17 protein-coding genes are annotated in these 17,722 nt (G+C 64.1%); 4 read left to right on the top strand and 13 right to left on the bottom strand.

Annotated features, from left to right (window positions below; genetic code table 11):
- Positions 1–17 precede the first annotated feature (17 nt).
- The 11 genes from C5N93_RS02745 to C5N93_RS02695 all read right to left on the bottom strand — a co-directional run bounded on the left by C5N93_RS02745 (position 18) and on the right by C5N93_RS02695 (position 11,257).
- Entirely contained in the window at positions 18–1,514 is a 1,497-nt protein-coding gene (locus C5N93_RS02745; RefSeq protein WP_242558174.1) for an aldehyde dehydrogenase, read from the bottom strand.
- Between the two features lie 13 nt (positions 1,515–1,527).
- The gene (locus C5N93_RS02740; protein WP_242558173.1) at positions 1,528–2,346 is read right to left on the bottom strand and encodes an aspartate dehydrogenase; all 819 of its coding nucleotides are present in this window, start codon (positions 2,344–2,346) and stop codon (positions 1,528–1,530) included.
- Positions 2,339–3,991, bottom strand: coding sequence for a thiamine pyrophosphate-binding protein (locus tag C5N93_RS02735; protein WP_242558172.1), 1,653 nt, complete (start codon positions 3,989–3,991; stop codon positions 2,339–2,341). Before C5N93_RS02735 ends, C5N93_RS02740 begins: the two co-directional genes overlap by 8 nt.
- Positions 3,984–4,790, bottom strand: a complete 807-nt coding sequence (locus tag C5N93_RS02730) for an SDR family oxidoreductase (protein ID WP_242558171.1) — start codon at positions 4,788–4,790, stop codon at positions 3,984–3,986. Before C5N93_RS02730 ends, C5N93_RS02735 begins: the two co-directional genes overlap by 8 nt.
- Positions 4,787–5,731: an IclR family transcriptional regulator gene (locus C5N93_RS02725; protein ID WP_242558170.1), complete on the bottom strand. Its 945-nt coding sequence runs from the start codon at positions 5,729–5,731 to the stop codon at positions 4,787–4,789. The genes C5N93_RS02730 and C5N93_RS02725 overlap by 4 nt, the downstream gene beginning before the upstream one ends.
- A gap of 1 nt (position 5,732) precedes the next feature.
- Positions 5,733–6,650 carry an alpha/beta fold hydrolase gene (locus C5N93_RS02720; RefSeq protein ID WP_242558169.1) on the bottom strand — a complete coding sequence of 306 codons (918 nt, stop codon included), beginning with the start codon at positions 6,648–6,650 and terminating at the stop codon, positions 5,733–5,735.
- Positions 6,651–6,747: 97 nt separating this feature from the next.
- Complete coding sequence (locus C5N93_RS02715) at positions 6,748–7,305, bottom strand: cupin domain-containing protein (protein ID WP_150722589.1); 558 nt, start codon at positions 7,303–7,305, stop codon at positions 6,748–6,750.
- A gap of 51 nt (positions 7,306–7,356) precedes the next feature.
- Positions 7,357–8,148: an SDR family oxidoreductase gene (locus tag C5N93_RS02710; protein WP_150722590.1), complete on the bottom strand. Its 792-nt coding sequence runs from the start codon at positions 8,146–8,148 to the stop codon at positions 7,357–7,359.
- A 26-nt stretch (positions 8,149–8,174) separates the two neighbouring features.
- Complete coding sequence (locus C5N93_RS02705) at positions 8,175–8,957, bottom strand: ABC transporter permease (protein WP_150722591.1); 783 nt, start codon at positions 8,955–8,957, stop codon at positions 8,175–8,177.
- 53 nt (positions 8,958–9,010) lie between these two features.
- A complete protein-coding gene (locus C5N93_RS02700; protein ID WP_242558168.1) occupies positions 9,011–9,880 on the bottom strand; it encodes an ABC transporter ATP-binding protein in 870 nt (289 codons plus the stop codon).
- 300 nt (positions 9,881–10,180) lie between these two features.
- Positions 10,181–11,257 carry a porin gene (locus tag C5N93_RS02695; RefSeq protein WP_242558228.1) on the bottom strand — a complete coding sequence of 359 codons (1,077 nt, stop codon included), beginning with the start codon at positions 11,255–11,257 and terminating at the stop codon, positions 10,181–10,183.
- 520 nt (positions 11,258–11,777) lie between these two features.
- Here C5N93_RS02695 and C5N93_RS02690 point away from each other — a divergent pair.
- The 4 genes from C5N93_RS02690 to C5N93_RS02675 all read left to right on the top strand — a co-directional run bounded on the left by C5N93_RS02690 (position 11,778) and on the right by C5N93_RS02675 (position 15,682).
- A complete protein-coding gene (locus C5N93_RS02690) occupies positions 11,778–12,935 on the top strand; it encodes an FAD-dependent monooxygenase (RefSeq protein WP_242558167.1) in 1,158 nt (385 codons plus the stop codon).
- Positions 12,936–12,989: 54 nt separating this feature from the next.
- Positions 12,990–13,850, top strand: a complete 861-nt coding sequence (locus tag C5N93_RS02685; protein ID WP_242558166.1) for an IclR family transcriptional regulator — start codon at positions 12,990–12,992, stop codon at positions 13,848–13,850.
- Positions 13,851–14,121: 271 nt separating this feature from the next.
- A complete protein-coding gene (locus C5N93_RS02680) occupies positions 14,122–15,117 on the top strand; it encodes a hypothetical protein (RefSeq protein WP_242558165.1) in 996 nt (331 codons plus the stop codon).
- A gap of 262 nt (positions 15,118–15,379) precedes the next feature.
- On the top strand, positions 15,380–15,682 hold the full coding sequence (locus tag C5N93_RS02675; RefSeq protein ID WP_242558164.1) for a DUF4148 domain-containing protein: 303 nt from the start codon (positions 15,380–15,382) through the stop codon (positions 15,680–15,682).
- A gap of 86 nt (positions 15,683–15,768) precedes the next feature.
- On the opposite strand, the gene C5N93_RS02670 is transcribed toward C5N93_RS02675, so the two are convergent.
- Both C5N93_RS02670 and C5N93_RS02665 read right to left on the bottom strand, forming a co-directional pair.
- A complete protein-coding gene (locus tag C5N93_RS02670) occupies positions 15,769–16,470 on the bottom strand; it encodes a winged helix-turn-helix domain-containing protein (RefSeq protein ID WP_242558163.1) in 702 nt (233 codons plus the stop codon).
- 123 nt (positions 16,471–16,593) lie between these two features.
- Positions 16,594–17,346, bottom strand: coding sequence for an ankyrin repeat domain-containing protein (locus C5N93_RS02665; RefSeq protein ID WP_242558162.1), 753 nt, complete (start codon positions 17,344–17,346; stop codon positions 16,594–16,596).
- Positions 17,347–17,722: the final 376 nt, after the last annotated feature.

Below are 17,722 nucleotides of genomic sequence, written 5' to 3'. Positions count from 1 at the left end.
ACCATTCGCTACCCACGTCAGACCTGACCCGCCCATGCGAGCGGGTGATCGTTCATGCCCCAGTAAAGGCTCTTCTGGTTCGTGTATTCGAGCAGCCCCAGACGTCCCTTCTCGCGGCCCATGCCGCTTTCCTTCCAGCCGCCGAACGGCGTCGAGATCGAGAACTGCTTGTACGTGTTGATCCAGACAGTGCCCGTCTCCAACGCGCGGCCCATGCGCCAGGCGCGCTTGTAGTCGCGCGTCCAGATACCTGCGGCCAGCCCGTAGACGCTGTCATTGGCTTCGCGCAGCAGATCGTCTTCGTTCTCGAACGGCAGCACGGCCAGCACCGGCCCGAAGATTTCTTCCTGCACCATGCGCGCCTGATTCGTCAGCCCCGCGATGATGGTCGGCGCATAGAAGTACCCCTGCTCGCGACGATCGCCCACCGGACGCTCTCCGCCACACAGCAGACGCCCGCCCTCTTCCAGACCGATCGCAACGTAACGTTCGATCGATTCGCGATGTGCCGACGTGACCAGCGGTCCCATCTGCGTGTCTTCGCGCAGCGGATCGCCCACGCGCAACTGCTTCGCCCCGGCGACGAGACGCTCGACGAACGTGTCGAAAATTGTCTTGTGGACGAACAGACGCGAGCCGGCGATGCACGATTCGCCCGACGAACTGAAGATGCCGTAGAGCACACCGGCCACGGCATGGTCGATGTCGGCGTCTTCGAACACGATGGTCGGCGACTTGCCGCCCAGTTCCAGCGACACCGGCATGAGCTTTTCCGCCGCCAGACGGGCAATGCCGCGACCGACTTCGGTACCGCCCGTGAACGCCACCTTCTTCACTTTCGGATGACGCACCAGAATGTCGCCGATGACCGAGCCCTTGCCCGGCAGCACCGACAGCACGCCACGCGGTACACCGGCGGCCTCGCAGATGCGGCCGAGTTCGAGCGACGCGAGCGGCGTGACTTCCGCCGGCTTGAGCACGACGGCGTTACCGGCGGCCAGTGCCGGGGCAAGCTTCTGCGCGTCGGAGGCAATCGGCGAGTTCCACGGTGTGATGGCGGCCACCACGCCCAGCGGCTCGTGCACGCTCATCGTCAGGAAGTCGCCGCGCGACGGCGTGAGCGTCTCTTCCAGCGTCTCGAGACACGAGGCGAAGTAGCGGAACGTGCCCGCCGCGCTCGCCACGAGGGCGCGCGTCTCGCTGATCGGCTTGCCGTTGTCGCGGCGTTGCAGATGCGCAAGCGCTTCGGCGCGTTGCGTGATGCCGTCTGCCACGCGGTGCAGCACGGCCGCGCGCTGATGCGGCTTGAGACCGGCCCAGTCGGCGCGACGCCATGCGGCGTCCGCGGCTTCGACGGCTTCGACGGCGTCGTCAGCACCAGCGGCGGCGATCTCGGCGTTGACGCTTTCGTCCGCCGGATACAGGCTCTGGTAGCGCTTGCCGGTACCGGCACGCCATTCGCCGCCGACCAGAATGTCGCTCGAAAACCCTTGCAGCAAATCTTGATGGCTCATGAGGCTTTTCCTGCTAGATCACACAGTTCGCCACGCGGTTGCGCAGCGCGCGAATGGCCGAATAGGCCGTCAGCGCAGAGGTCTTGGGGTTATCCGGCAACGGCTTGCCGCACATCTCCAGCGACATCTCGCCGAACGCGCCACGCGCCGCGATGTGATGCACGTTGCGCGTGGTCGCCGGATCGGCGATCAACCGCACGCGCGTCGCATCGAGACCCACACCGGCGATGGCGACGGTGGCCGCCACGTTGGCGTTCTTCGGGTACAGCCGCGCGGCGTCGCGCGCGCTGCCTTCGAAGATCACCGTGGCCGTGGTAATCGACGCGAGATCGCAGACCTGTTCGGCGGGCGTGCCCTGCCAGCCCATCGGCGGCTTGCGGCCGGTGTACAGCACTTCGTCCAGACCGCCTTCGCGGGCGGCGGCAATGGCGTCGATTCCGCCGATGGCCCCTGAGAGCAGCGTGACGGTGGAAGCGCCGTCCTTCGCTGCCTGCTCAAGCGCGGCAAGTAATTCCGAATCCGAGAGCGCGCCGATCGATGCCACCGCACAGTCCACCCCCGACTTGAGCAGCGGCACGACATGGCCCGACAGTGCGCTATGACCGGCGCACTCCAGCACGAAATCGGGACGGCTCGTCAGCGCCTGCGCCGACGACACCACTTCGGTGCCCTGGCGCACGCTGCTGCGCACGCGCTCGGCGGCGTCTTCCGGCACGATCACGTGGCCAACGCGCAGATACGGATCGCTCGCGCACGCCTCGTAGACCTTCGAGCCGATTGCGCCGAAGCCGATCAGCGCCACATCCACGGGACGATGGTTCAGTTCATGCATTCGCAGGCTCCCGTACCGGCGGGCCGGCAAAATGCGAAGCGAAGCTGCCGACCGACAGCATGTCGACTTCGAGCAGCACCGGACCGTCGTGCGCGACCGCGCGGGCGACCGCACCTTCCGCCTGATCGATGGCCGTGATGCGCTCGTGCTTGAGTTGCAGGCTGGCGCAGAACGCGGCGAAGTCCGGCTGATGCAGTTGCACGTAGTGACGGCGACCGCCGTACTGCGCGTCCTGAATGTTGCGGATCACGCCGTAGCACTGGTCGTTCATCAGCAGGATCACGACCGGCGCCTTTTCCTGCACCGCCGTGGCGAGTTCGCCGACGTTCACCATCAGGCCACCGTCGCCGCACAACGCAACGGTCTTCTTCGCGTTGCCCGCGAGTGCCGCGCCGATGCCCATCTGCATGCCCTGACCGATGCCGCCGCCCAAGGCGTGCACACCGGCGCGCGGCGAGAAGATCTTCAGCAGACGGTTGCCCCACGTGCTGTTCGAGATCGTGACGTCGCGCACCCAGTTGAAGTCGCGACCGAGCGCGCCTTGCAGGGCCGCCACGAGCTGGCGATACGGGCCGAGCCCTTCGGCGACCTGCTTGACGGCAGCGTCGCGAGCAGCAGCGAGATCGGCATGAAACGCCGGATCGACCGACAGACGACCTTGCAGACGATCCGCCAGTGCGTTCAGCACGGCGGCGGCGTCACCCTGAACGAACAGGTCGTTGCGATAGCCGCGATTGTCGGCAAGACCGTCGGCGTCGACGCGATACAGCGGACGCGGCAGCGCCAGCTTGTACTTGAGCGTTTCGTTGCCGCGCAGACGCGAGCCGACCACCACGATGGCGTCGCACGTCTTGTAGAACTTCTCGACCGTCGGGTGGATGTTGAACGCGCCGAGCGTCGCGGCGTGGTCCTCCGGCACGATGCCGCGACCCTGCACGCTCGTCACGACACCGAAGCCCATCTCGACCAGACGCTTGACCGCGCCCTCGGCACCGCGTGCACCGCCGCCCAGCCACAGCAGCGGGCGATGGGCCGACGCCAGCTTGTCGGCCAGTGCAGCCACGCGGGCGTCGTCATGCGTCGGCACCGGGATGTGCGGCGCGGCAAGATCGGCCGGCCAGTCGATTTCGGCGGCCTGAATGTCGATGGGAATCTCGACGCTGACCGGACCGGTCGGTGCGGTGAGTGCGGCGCGCACGGCTTCACGCACGGTCGAGAGCGCCGTGTCGACGCAACGAACCCGGTAAGCGGCCTTCGAAATCGAGTTGAGCATGCTCAGTTGATCCGGCGCTTCGTGGATGTACGCGAGATCGCGGTCGAGGAACTCAGTCTCGATCTGCCCCGTGATGTGCAGCACCGGCGTGCCGGCGGTAAGCGCTTCGACCATCGCCCCGGCCGCGTTGCCGGCGGCAGTGCCCGTGCTCGTGAACGCCACGCCCAGACCACCGGACACCCGCGACAGGCCGTCGGCCATGTTCAGGGCGCCGGCTTCGCCGCGTGCGCCGACGTAACGGATCTTTTCGCGACGCGCGATGGCGTCGAGGATCGGCATGTTGTGAATCGAGATCACGCCGAATGCGGTCTTCACACCGCACTGTTCGAGAAACGCCGCGATGACTTCGCCGACGGTGGTTTTGTTAGACATGTCTTGCCAAGCCTCCGGAAACATCGATGTGGCTGCCCGTCGTATAGGACGATTGCGGGCTTGCCAGGAAAAAGATCGCTGCGGCCGCCTCTTCAGGCCTGCCCAGACGTTGCAACTGGATTTGCTTCTTGCGCGCAAGCTCGCCGGTCCACGCTTCCCACGTCTTGCCTTCGCCTTGCGCGGCAAAGCGTCGGCGCCACTGGCCCGACTCCACCAGACCGATCAGGATCGCGTTGACACGCACGCCGTCGGGGGCGAATTCGCTCGCCATCGAGCGCACGAGGTTCTGCACGCCGGCGCGCGCCGACGAGGTCGCCACCATGTGCGGCTCCGGTTGCAGCGCGAGCAGCGAGTTGACGCAGACGATGGCGGCGTCGCCGGTCTCGCGCGCGGCGTCGCGCAGCATCGGCAGACACGCCCGCGTGGTCCGGATCACGCTGAAGTACTTCAGTTCGAGCTCTTCGCGCCAGGCGTCGTCGGTCGTGTCGGCGAACGTCGAGACACGCCCCTGACCGGCGTTGTTGACCAGCATGTCGAGACGGCCGAACTCGCGACGAATGCGCTCGGCCAGCGCGGCCACGTCGCGCTCGTCGAGCACATTGCATTGCGCAGCGATGAGGCGCGCGTCAGGGTGACGCTCGCGCAAATGCGCTTCGGCTTGTGCCAGGCGCTCGGTGTTACGGCCGCAAATCGCGACGGCCGCGCCCGCGTCGAGCAGACGCTCGGCGGTGGCGAGCCCGATGCCGGATGTGCCACCCGTCACCAGTGCCGCGCGTGCGGAAAGGTCGATCTTGATCATTTCAATCCCAGTGACTTCATGTAAGGGGCGGTCTGGCCGTCGCTGCCCGGTCGATAATTCAGACGGTGCGAGAGCGCATCGGCGGCTTCGCGCACCTGTCCGATCAGGCCCGCGTCGAGCATCGACGCATCGATGTTGGCGCGCGGAATCGTGACCGTGATGGCCGCGCAGATGCGACCGGCGTCGTTGCGCACCGGCGCGCTCACCACGCTGATGCCACGCTCGAACGACGAAGCGGAGACCGCGTAGCCACGTTCGGCGTCTTCGCGTACGCGCTCGAACAACTCGGAAAGCGTTTCGGGTGTTTGCGGCGTGAACTTCTCCAGCGTCTTTTCCGGATACAGCGCGCGCAGCTCGGACAACGTCAGGTCGCCCATCAGCACGTGACCGTGCACCGTGGCGTGCGCCGGCAAACGGGTGCCGACGTTCACCTTGATCGAGTTGAAAACGCCCGCCACGCTTTGCGCCTTCGCCACGAACACGATGTCGCGTCCGTCGCGAATCACGATGTGCGAGGTCAGTTGCGTGGCGTCGCGCAACCGTTCGATGATGGGAATGCCGAGATCCGTCAGTTCCAGCGAACTGAGGTACTCGAAGCCCAGACGCAGCACGGCCACGCCCAGACGGAAATTCTTTTCGCCGCCTGCGCGCTCGAGGAAACCCATGGCTTCGAGCGTCTGCAACAGGCGGAAGACGGTCGTGCGCGGAATCCCCAGTCGCTGTGACAACTCCGGTGCGCTGAATACCGGCTCGCGCGGCGAGAACTCCGTCAGGATGCGCAGCCCGCGCTCCAGTCCCGGCACGAGATAGCGCGACTCGGTCGGTGCGCCTTCAATGCCCTCGGCGGCTTCTTCGCCATCGACCTGCGCATCGACCTGCGTCGACGCGAGCGAGGTTTCGTCTTCAATGAGCGCTTCGCGCTTCGGTGTCACCGGTGCCATCTCAACGCGCTCCTGCCGTAACACGTCCGAGCCACGCGGCAAGCGCAGCGTTCAGAACGTCCGGCGTTTCGATATACGACGCGTGTCCCGCGCCGTCGATGATTTGCAGCGGTACGCCCGCCACTTTGGCGATGGCCTCACAGGCCGCAGGCGGCGTGATGCCGTCGTGCGCACCCACGGCGACGGCCACCGGACCGGCGTGGGCAGCGACGTACTGCGCGAGGTCGCCAGCGACGTCGCCGTTCGAGAGCAGATGCGTCGCCTGCCGGTAGCCGACGGGCAGCACACGGGCCATGTTCCACTTCACCCAGGCGCGCGGCAGATCGGCGGCGTCCGGTGCAACGAGGTTGTCGCTGCGCTCGCGCGCCATGCCTGCCGGTCCGAGCTTGTCGAGCATCGCCAGACGGCCATCGCGCTTCGATGCGCGCACTTCTGCGTCCGCACGGCCATAGCCGTTGGCCGGCGAGCAGAGAAAGAGTCCGCGCACGCGCTGCGGCGACCGGCTCGCGAACTTCGTCGCCATGATCGCGCCCAGCGAATGACCGACCAGCGCGACGCGATCCAGCCCCAGCGCGTCGAGCCAGGCTTCGAGCGCATCGGCATAAGCATCGGCGTGCGGTTCGGCATCGGCGACGTTCGACGTCTGGCCGTAACCCGGGGCATCCCATGCGTACAGGGCGGCGTCCAGTCCCGTGGCGTCCAGTTGTGCGATCCACGATGCGGCGCCGGAGCCGATGCCGTGCAGCATCACGACCGGCAGGCCTGCGGCGTTCGCGCCGCCCGCGCAGCGATAGCCGACGGTACCCGTGCGCGTGGCGACGGTGCGGTACGCAAAGGCGTCGAGTCGCGCGCGCAGTGCGGCGACGGCGGCATCCTCCGGCATCTCTGGTACTTCGGACTGAATGGCTTCGACTTGCATGGCTTCTGGCTGAACGTCTGGCTTGGTGAATTCCTGCCGGTGCGGCGTGCGCGACGCGATCCCGCTTCGCGCACGTTGCACCGGACTTCTGCCGGGCTTACTTCGCTTCGCGCTTGATCTTCGCGAGCGGCGAGTCCGGCGGGTACGTCGGCGTGACCGGCTTTTGCGAGCCGAGCATCACGCACATCAGTGCGTCTTCGTCACCGATGTTGATTTCCGTGCGATACACGCCCGGCGGGACCGAAATCAGGTCGCGCTCGCCGAGAATGGCTTCCCACGTCTGCCCGTCGCGCTCGCAGATCACCTTCATCTTTCCGCGCATCACGAAGAAGATTTCCTCGACGTCCATGTGAATGTGGCTCGGGCCGATGTTGCCGGCCGGAATCACCATCGTGGAGAACGTGAAGTGACCGGCGGGCACGGTGTTGATGTCCTTGGCCACACCGGTGCCGCCCGTGCCGACGTAGCGCATTTGCGCACGGCGGTACTTCGGGTCGTAGTCCGCCTGGAACTTGAGGGCGTCCCAGTCGTACTTGCGCGTCGAGAAACGCGCCACGCGGGTGTCCAGCCAATCGCCGAACGTCTGGCCCTCGGCCTGTGTCCAGCTTTCGACGGCCTGCGGCGTCGCGGTGTTTTTTGCTTCGGCTTGCGCCATGGTGTGACTCCTTGAAGGCATGACCAATGAGATCGGAATGTGAGTGGCTCGTCAGGGCATGACGAAGCCGCCGTTGACCGGCAGAACCTGACCGGTCACGAAACGGGAGGCGTCAGAGAGCAGGAACAGCACCGGGCCGATCACGTCGTCGGGCACTTGTGCACGCGGCAACGCACGACCCTCCAGATAGTGGCGATGACGCTCGGCCGGCACGTACGCCGTGGCTTCGACTTCGACGAGCCCCGGCGCGATGGCGTTGACGGTGATGCCGTCCGGTCCGAGTTCGCGGGCGAGCGAGCGCGTCATCGACATCACGGCGCCCTTGCTCGCGGTGTAGGCGAGCAGGCGCGGCGCGCCCCACAGCGCGGTATCCGAGGCGATGTTCACGACACGCCCCTGCGTCGACGCGCGCAGAAACGGCAGCGCCGCCATCGTCATGAGCCACGTGCCGCGCACGTTGACGTTCATCACGGCGTCCCACGTCTCGATGCTCAACTCGGTGGCCATCTTGCCGCCCGAGTTGGTGATCGCACCGTTGTTGACGAGGCCGTCGATGCCGTCCATGCGTTGGGCGGCAGCCTGCGCGGCCGCTTCCACCGACGCCGGTTCCGACAGATCGACACGCACGAACGACACGGCATGACCGGCATCACGCAATTCGGCGGCGAGCGCTTCGCCCGCCTCCACTGCGATATCGGCGATCGTCACTTGTGCGCCGCGCGCGACGGCCGCACGCACGAAACCTTCGCCGAGCCCGCGAGCGCCGCCGGTGATCAGCAGCTTCTTGCCGTCGAGCGGCGCAAGCGTTGCAGGATCAAGCGCGAGGATGGGCAGTTCGTTCACGATGCATTCCTTATGACGTCGTGCGCTTACGCGATGTTCATGGCGGCGCGCGGCACGTAATGCAGTGCGCGACGTTCCAGCCAGACCACGGCCGCGTAGGCGGCAATACCAATGACGGTCAGCCCGGCGATGGCGACGAACACCATCGCGGTATTGCCCTGCCCTTCGCCGTACACGAGCAGGTAGCCCAGCCCACGGTCGCCGCCGACGAGTTCACCGACGGTCACACCGATCACGGCCAGCGTCGAGGCGATGCGCAGACCAGCAAAGAGCGCCTGCATGGCCGACGGAAACTCGACGAAGCGGAAGATCTGCCAGCGACGGCCGCACAGTGCGCGCACCAGATTGACCATGTCCGGATCGACCGAGCGCACCGCGCCCAGCACGTTGATCATCACGGGGAAGAAGACGATCAGCACGGCGACGAGGATCTTCGGGTAGATGGTGTAGCCCATCCACATCACGAACAGCGGCGCGAAGGCCACCTTCGGCGCGATCTGCAACGCGAGGATGTACGGCGAGAGCATGGCTTCGGTCGAGGGCGAGAGGCCGAGAATCACGCCGATCAGCACGCCGAGTGCCGAACCGATCACAAAGCCTGCGATCACTTCGAGCGCCGTCACGCCGATGTGCAGCCATAGGTTTTCGACCTCGAACATGCGCACGCCTTCGATAAGGGTCGACGAGAGCTTCGGCAGCACGAATTCGGGTACGCCGAACGCCGTCGGGCCCCATTGCCACACAGCCGCGAAGATCAGCAGCAGCAAGACGCTGCCAGCAGTCAGTTGCGTTTTGGAGAGGGATTTCATAGCGGAGATTCCAGTGTCTTGTGCGTGGTTCGCAGGTGCGGGCGACGGTGCGATCAACCGAGGTGATCGTCGCGACCGACCTTGAGCAGTTCCATCAGGTGCGCGACGTACTCGTTCATCCCGGCCTGCTTGCGGCGTTCGATGGGGTTGTCGCGATGCGGCAGATCGACGGTGATCTCTTCGATGATCGAGCCCGGACGTTCGCTCATCACGAACACACGATCCGACAGCGCAATCGCCTCGGCGAGGTCGTGGGTAATCATCAGCGCGGTCTTGCCCTCGGAGGCGAGCATCTGCGCAAGATCCTGCTGAAGCACCATCTTGGTCTGCGCGTCGAGCGCGGAGAACGGCTCGTCCATGAGCAGCACGTCCGGCTCGACAGCCAGCGTGCGTGCGAGCGCCGCACGTTGGCGCATGCCGCCCGACAACTGGTGCGGATAGTGATTCTCGAAACCCTTGAGATGGCAGCGCGCGAGCAGCGCTTTGGCGACCTCTGCGCGCTCGGCCTTGCTGCGGCCGCGGATCTGCATGCCCAGCTCGACGTTCTTCTGAATCGAGCGCCACGGCATGAGCAGATCCTTTTGCAGCATGAACGCGACTTGTTGCGACGGGCCGCGCACCGGCTTGCCGGCGAGCGTCACCTGACCTTCGCTCGGGGCGTAGAGGCCGGCGCCCATGTTCAGCAGCGTGCTCTTGCCGCAGCCGCTCGGGCCGATCAGCGAGACGAACTCACCGGCCTTGATGCCGATGGACACGTTCGAGACGGCCGTCATCTCGCCCTTGCCCTGGCGATTTTTGAACCGACGCGTGACGCCGCGGTACTCGATAGCGAACGGCAACGGCGTTGCCGCCGGCTGCGCCTGACGTGCGTCGGCATAAGCCTCGGCTACGTTTGCGTCCTTCAACTGAATCGACCTGAGCATGGGAAACCACCGTGTTTCTGGATGTTCAACTTGCTTCGGGCAGTCTGCGGCGTCTGTTCACGTGCACGACTTGCCAGCCTGTCTTTCTCTTTCGCATCACGTTTCATTGGTGAAACGTTGATTTACTTATGGATCAATTATAGGGAGTGGCAAGCGTAGTCAAAATTGTTTTTTGCCTAGGGGAAACCCGAATTCATCGGAGTGAAGCGGGAACACTCGAGCGCTCGGCGATAAAAAAACGCCGGCGAGCGATAGCCCGGCCGGCGCGTCAAGAGAGACCACTGGGTGAATCAGTTCGTGTCAGAACGAGTGATGCACACCCGACATGATCACAAGCTGGTTGGACGTCGACGACGGGCTGATCGTGTTGATCGCCGTGACCGCGCCATTGCCGCTGGCGTGCTGATAGGCCCCGCTCACGTACACCTGCGTGCGCTTCGAGAACGCGTAGACATCGCCAAGGCTGACCTGCGTCCAGCGCTTGCCGGACATGTTCGTCGTGGCCGCACCGAAGGTGATCGTGTTGGCGACGCTCGTCGCATAGTTCACGCCGCCGTCGAAGGCCTGATACGTGTCGCTGCCGCCCGGCGACTGGAGTTTCACGCGCGTGTACAACGCGTGCAGCAGCCACGGCCCGAAGCCATACGAAACCCCGGCGCCCATGTTTTCGACGTTCTGCGCCGCGTAAGTCGCGACAGGCTGCCCCTGGAACGTGGCGCCACCGAGCACGGCGACGTTCGGCGTGCGGTCGTTTTCGTTCGAGTACACCGCAGACGCCTTGAAGCCGCCGTTCGTGTAGTTCGCCGCCACACTCCACTTGCGCCCGGTGGCGAAGTTCGTGGTGTTGCCGAACGAGATCATCGCGCCGGCCTTGAACCCCTTGAAGTCCGGCGTGACGTAGCGCACCGAGTTGTCGGTCTGCACGACGGACGTGTTGGCGAGTTCATCGAGGTTACCCGGGTGGAACATGTACCAGTTCATGCCCAGATAGGCCGTGCTGAACGGGCCCAGCCAGTCGAAGTTGAACGAGGTCATGTGACCGATGGTGACGGTCCCCATCCTGTCCGACTGCAAGCCGACCCACGACTGGCGGTTGAACATCGCGCCGGCCTTGAGGGTGTTCCCTGTGAGCGTCGAGAAGCCGTTTTCCAGCAGGAAGATGGCGCGATTGCCGCCGCCGAGATCCTCCACGCCGCGCAAGCCCCAGCGATCCGGTTGTGAACCGCCCTGTTGCGCGATCCAGTTCGAACTGCCGCCCTGGTTGTTCACGAATGCCACCCCGGCATCCATGCTGCCGTACAGCGTGACGTTGCTCTGCGCGTGCGCTGCGACCGGCACGCCTGCGGCCAGCAGCATGAGCGCCGCCAGCTTCGTCATGCCCGGGATCCGCCCCATCGGAAACCGCTTCATCTGTGTACTCCCGTCGTTCATTGATGTTCCATGATTCGAAGACGATGGATACGTCCGGCATGGCGCATCGACCGGCCAGGCCCAGCCGGTCACACCCCCATACACGCCCGCCCAATTACGTTCCACCTGTGAAACGTTGGATTACTTATGAAACCAACTATGCGGAGCTTAGGCCAGGAGACGCGCGACATTCGCAGCGGAGATACACGAATTGATGATCGGAAATTGGCGTGATAACGCGCGGGCTTCGAACCACGGGTGAACCATCGTCATAGTGTTTTCAGGGCATCGGCCGTCCCATCCGCGTTGCCGGAAGTCCCGAACGACGGGCGTTGCGCACTGGATGCCGGCGCTCAGGATTTACCCGAGGAGGGGTTGCAGTCCATCGAATCAAAAACAATAATATTTGAACAGTATGTTCATATTTGAACGTTATATTTTTTCGATTCATCGTCTCTTTCGTTAAATTTCGTTAAAGGATGTCCCCATGCAAGCTCCTCTCATCGGCATCAACGGTGCCGGCATCGGCGGTCTGGCCGCTGCCATCGGTCTGCTGCGCGCAGGGTTTCGTGTGCGCGTGTACGAGCAGGCGGCACAGTTCGCCCGGGTCGGTGCGGACATCAACCTGACGCCGAACGCCGTGCGCGCGCTCGACGGTCTCGGCGTCGGCGACGAACTGCGCAAGACGGCCGCACAGCCGAGCCATCGCATCAGCCGCACGTGGGACTCGGGTGAGGAGACGTCTCGTCTGGAGATGGCGCAGACGGCGCAAACGAAGTACGGCGCACCGCAACTCACGATGCATCGCGCGGATCTGCTGCAAGCGCTGGAGCAGGCGGTGCCGGCCGAATCGATCGCGCTGGGCAAGAAGCTCGTGTCGTTCGAAGCGCCAGGCGAAGGTCAGACCGGCAGCATCCGCCTGACGTTTGCCGACGGCACGCACGACGACGTCGACGTGCTCATCGGCGCGGATGGCATTCACTCCGTGGTGCGCACGGGCCTGTTCGGCAAGGAGTCGCCCGAGTTCACCGGCGTGGTGGCCTATCGCGCGGTCGTGCCGGCAGACAAACTGAGCGGTGTGCCGAATCTCGGCGCGTTCACGAAGTGGTGGGGCCCTACGCCGTCTAGCCAGATCGTGACGTTCCCGCTCAATCTCGGCCGCGACATCTTCGTGTTCGCCACTACCCCGCAAGATAGCTGGACGCTCGAATCGTGGACCGCGCCGGGCGATGTGCACGAGCTGCGCGCCATGTACGCCGACTACCATGCGGAAGCCCGCGCACTGCTCGACGCCTGCGACAGCGTGCTCAAGTCGGCGTTGTATGTGCGCGATCCGCTGCCGCAATGGTCGCGTGACCGGGTCTCGCTGCTGGGCGACGCGTGTCATCCGATGATGCCGTTCATGGCGCAGGGCGCGGGCATGGCGATCGAAGATGCTGTGGTACTGTCTCGCCACCTGACACAAGCCGGTCCGACGGCAGACGCCGCAACGCTCGCCGACGCGCTGGCGAAGTACGAAGCCGCACGCCGCGAGCGCACGGCCCGCGTGCAGATCGGCTCGCGCGGCAATCAGTGGCTCAAGGAAGGCGGCAACGCCGACTGGGTCTACGAATATGACGCATGGCAAGTGCCGCTCGCGGCTTGAGGTCTCGCGGGCCGTCTCTCTCCGGCCCGACGCCAAACGAATGGAATCGAACGCATGACGAAAGCATCGCCCGCTGACGCACTCACCACCGGCACGTCCGGCATCGACGCACAGGACACTGCGCCGACCGGTCTCGTGACACCGGTCATGCGCGCGCTGAAGTTGCTGCGTTACGTGGCCGACGGCGGCTCGACGGCGAACATGAGCGACGTCGGCCGGCGTATCGGGGTAAACCGGGTGACGGTCATGCGTCTGATCGAGACGTTACAGGTCGAGGGGGTGCTCGAACCCCTACCGCACGGCGGTCACCGTCTCGGCCTCGGCTTTCTGACGCTCGCCGCCAGCGCGCTGGCCGGTGAAGATCATCTGGCAACGGCACGCCGCGTGCTCACCCGGGTGACGGGAGAAACCGGCCTGTCGAGCTATCTGACGGTGCTCGACGGCGCACAGGTGCGCTACCTGTTGTGCGAAACGCCAGCCCTGCCGCTGGTCAGCAACATTCGTGCGGGCAGCCGGGTGACCGCCCATCTGACGGCGCCGGGTCGCGCGTTGCTGGCGCATCTGAGCACCGAGCGCCGCCGCGCCCTGCTCGGTGCCGAACCGCTCGCAGCCGCCACGGCACAAAGCGCACGCACCTACGCCGTGCTCGACGCTCAATTGGCCCGTGACCGTGAAGCCGGATGCGCCTGGAGTCAGGACGGCTTCGAGGCAGGCATCGACGCCTGCGCGGCCGCCGTGCTCGATCCTCACGGCAGGCCGTTGGCAGCCCTGAGCGTTGCCGGACCGCGCACGCTGGTCGGCACCGATGCCGCGACGCGAGAGCGTACGGCCCGCGTCGTCAAGTCGGGCGCGGCCGATCTCGCCGTATTACTGACAGACGCGCCAGCTTTCGTCGCCGCAGCAGAGCGCGCCTGACGCACACCAACGGGCGCGATGCCTTGGCTTGCGGGACATTCGGGCTGCGTGAGCGCCTTCGTCATCACGGCGAAGCGACGCCGATGTGTCCATTACACGCACCGAAACGGCCCGCTGCGTAACATGCCGTAACGCCGATTTCGCCTTACGTTCCCCTTTCGACGCCCCCGGGCGTCGCGATCGCTTGTTAGGATTTTCCCACCGGACAGAGGCACCGTACCGACGACAGGTGTTTCGTCGACGCGCGAATGTCCGCTTAGTGGCGAGTCCAATGAAGAACAATTTTCCATGGTGGCAGCACGTGGCGATGGCCGGCGTGCTTTGTGGTGCCTCGGCGTTTGCGCAGGCACAGGAAGCAACCGTTTTCGCGGGCGGCATGAACGCGCGCAACGACGACAATGCCCACACCTACGCGTGGGGATTCGACTACCGTCAGGCGCTGAGCGAGCATTTCGCCACGAGCTTCACGTGGATGAACGAAGGCCACGTGCCGGACCATCACCGTGACGGTTTCGCGGTGCAGATGTGGGCACACCAACCGTTGTTCGACCGGCGTTTCGACGTCGCGGTCGGCGTGGGTCCGTATCACTACTACGACACAGTCGCCGGCAGTCGCGGACGTCGCTACGAAGACGATCACGGCTGGGGCGCGATGTTCTCGGTAGCGGCGACGTGGTACTTCGAAAGCCGCTGGTATGTGCAGGCACGGGCCAACTACGTGCAATCGCCGTCGAGCATCAACACCGTCACTTATCTGCTTGGCGTCGGTTATCAGTTGGAAAAACCCTCGTCGCGCGGGCCGCTCTCAGGCAACTCGAAGCCCGGCGTGCCGACGGGAGACGTGCTCTCCGTGATGGCGGGGTTGTCCGTCGTCAACAGCCTCGACTCGCAGAATGCAGCGGCGGAAGCCATCGAATATCGTCACGGCTTCGGGCCCTGGTTCGACGGCACGGTGTCGTTGATCAACGAGGGGCATAGCGATATCGGCAGCCGTCAGGGTGCAGCGGCGCAGGTCTGGGTCAAGGACGATTTCTTCAACGACCGGTTCAGCCTCGGCCTCGGCTTCGGGCCGTATGTAACGTGGAACAAGTACAAGGAAAATCGCGCGGCGGGCGGTGCGCAGAATGTCGTTGCCGGGCTGCTGACGATGAGCATGGCGTACCGCTTCGCCGATCACTGGGTCGGACGTGTGTCATGGAACCGGGTCGTCACCGGCTATGACCGCGATAGCGATATCTTCCTGGCGGGCGTTGGGTACAAGTTCTGAACGGGAGGCTGCGTCATCCTGTCGCACTCCTGTTTATTAACATCTTCATTAGAGTTATCGCTCAACTCCACCGTCTCACTCGAACAGCCTTGAAACCCTTTTTTTAAGCGGTTTTCGAGGCTTTTCATTCTTTGCAATGCATTGTTGCGCCGCAAGTGGTTACTCCTGCGACGTGGTCGTCCTACCTTAGAGGCGTAGGCGGTGCCGGACTCAAAGATGAGCCGGCCGACCACCAAGAAGAAGCAATGACAGGAGAAAAATCATGACCCGCACCCTTTCCCATCTGATGATCGCCGCAACCCTTGGGCTGGCCGCTGTTCCGGCCGCTTTCGCAGGCACTGGCGGCAACGGTTATCCGAGCGAAAACTTCTTCTGGCAATCGGGCGTGTATAGCCAAAAGCTGGTCGTGCCGCGCGCTCAGGTGCGTCAGGAACTGATGGATGCGCAAGGCTCGCTCACCCAGACCGATAGCCAGTATCCGGTACTCAAGACCTACGGCACCCCGGTCAGCGGCCACGTGCACGGCTCGACCGAATTGATGAACTCGACTTATCGGGGCAATTGATCTGAGCGTCCGGTAAGGCATTCGCACCCCGCCCATCTCGGCGGGGTGTTTCTTTTTGGCGACGGGATTTGTTGCGCGTCGATGGATCAGACGGCGATGGCGGACAGCTTCCGCTCGCCCAGCGGCGTGACGCGTAACGCGCGTGCCTCGCGTGTGGGTTCGAGCCATTTGGCGTCGAGACAGGTACTGAGAAGCGCTGCACCCAAAGCGCCGCCGAGATGCGGCTTGCGTTCGCTCCAGTCGGGGCAGGTGCAGGCGAAACGACGGCGTCGTGCGCGAGCCGTATCGAGGTCGACGCCCAGAGCCGTCAGCCCGCCCGCGCCCTCGTCGGTCAGTGCGACGTCGCTACCGTCGATCCGGATCCAGCGGCTGTCGTGCATCCGGGAGAAAAGATCGACGGCGATTTCCCCGGCGAGGTGGTCGTAGCAGGTGCGGGCATGACGCAACGGCACCGGCGTCGCGCGACTTACCGGCACCGGACGCGGCCGAAGCTCTCGCGTGGCAAGCACCGCGCTGGCCAGCGCCTCGATGGCGGCCGCCGTCTCAGGCGTGGCGATGCGGAAATAACGATGGCGTCCGCGCGACTCCTGCGCGAGCACGCCACCGTCGACGAGGCGAGCTAGATGCCCGCTGGCGCTGGACGGTGAAAGCCCCGCGACAAGCGCTAACTCCCCCGCCGGACGCGCCGAGCCGTCCATCAACGCCCAGAGCATGGTCATGCGGCCAGGATCGGCGAGAAGGGCCGCTAAGGAGCTAATGCCGGGGGAGTAGTGTTGGGAAACATCCATATCGCTCATATCCGTTACGACACGAGCCGAGTATAGGCCTCCCCAGACGACAACGGTTCAGGCTGTCATGAAACGTCTCATAACGGAACCTAGACGAATGCATATCCACCGTAACCGTCCGGCTTACTTAGCCGGCGTCATGCCTACCCGCTTGGGCGGACCTCCCGGCTGGGGTTCATAGCCCAGCGATTTAAGAATACCCAACGTTTTTTTCCGTTTTTCTATCAGGCTTTCCCGAACAGGTCCGTCATTCAGCTCCCAAGCCAGGAGCGGTAAATCGCGCCGATATCCATGCTCCAGTAAGTAATCGACAACGTCAAATTGACCAAGGCCGGCCGCAATCTGTGCGACGCCAAATCCAACGGCGTCTGCCGCATTGACGTCGGCGCCTGCGTCCACCAACAGTTTCATGTTGTCCGGATGCATGACCGCTTGACGCATCGCATTGAAAAGCAACCCCTTGTGCCGTGCATTTGGATCACCTTCATGCTCTAGCAACACCTTTAGCAAGTCAGGAGAATCAAATCCCGCCGCCAACCAAACCAAGTGGATCTCATGCTCCGGGCCCACCTCCTGATTTGGATTAGCGCCAGAATTCAATAGAGCTTTAACTCCTCGGACGTTCTTGGCAGCCAACGCCCATCCCAACGGAGACATATTTTTGTCTCCAACCGCGTTTACGTTGGCACCTTGGTGAACCAGCCGCTCGATCTCACCCGCATTCCCCTGCGCACCGGCACGGGCTAAAGCCGCCTCCTTGGCATCACCGAAATAATCATTCACCGTCCCATCCACAACGCGCATCTCCCCCCCCGCTATCATCGGGGTTAGCAGCGCTAGCACCGACATTGCAATAAGAATCCATCGGCGTTCCATTAGATCTCCTCAGGAAAGTCGTTGATCTCGCATTCACCGCCCTTTCGTCACCCATAAGTATGCGCTATTAATAACGCTACTCATGCCGTGAGCATCTATCGATTCGGAAATTGAATTGACCGAATATCGCTGCCCTGCAACGACACTCCCAGATAGCACTGTTGACCAGTCCTGAGAATTTCGTACCAAAGAAATCTAGAGATAATGGCTCCTCAGCTCAGATGAGGAGAAAAGTCGGTACAACGACGAACAGATTGTGCGGATACTGCGCGAAGCGGATCGAGACACAGTGCCTGAAGTAGCCAAGCGCCACGGCGTGAGCGAAGCGTCGATTTATGCCTGGCGAAAGCGCTTTGGCGAGATGGTCAGCGACGAC

The sequence above is a fragment of the Pandoraea sp. LA3 genome (assembly GCF_022696215.1).
Lineage (GTDB): Bacteria > Pseudomonadota > Gammaproteobacteria > Burkholderiales > Burkholderiaceae > Pandoraea > Pandoraea capi.
This window is presented reverse-complemented; position numbering and strand designations above follow the sequence as displayed.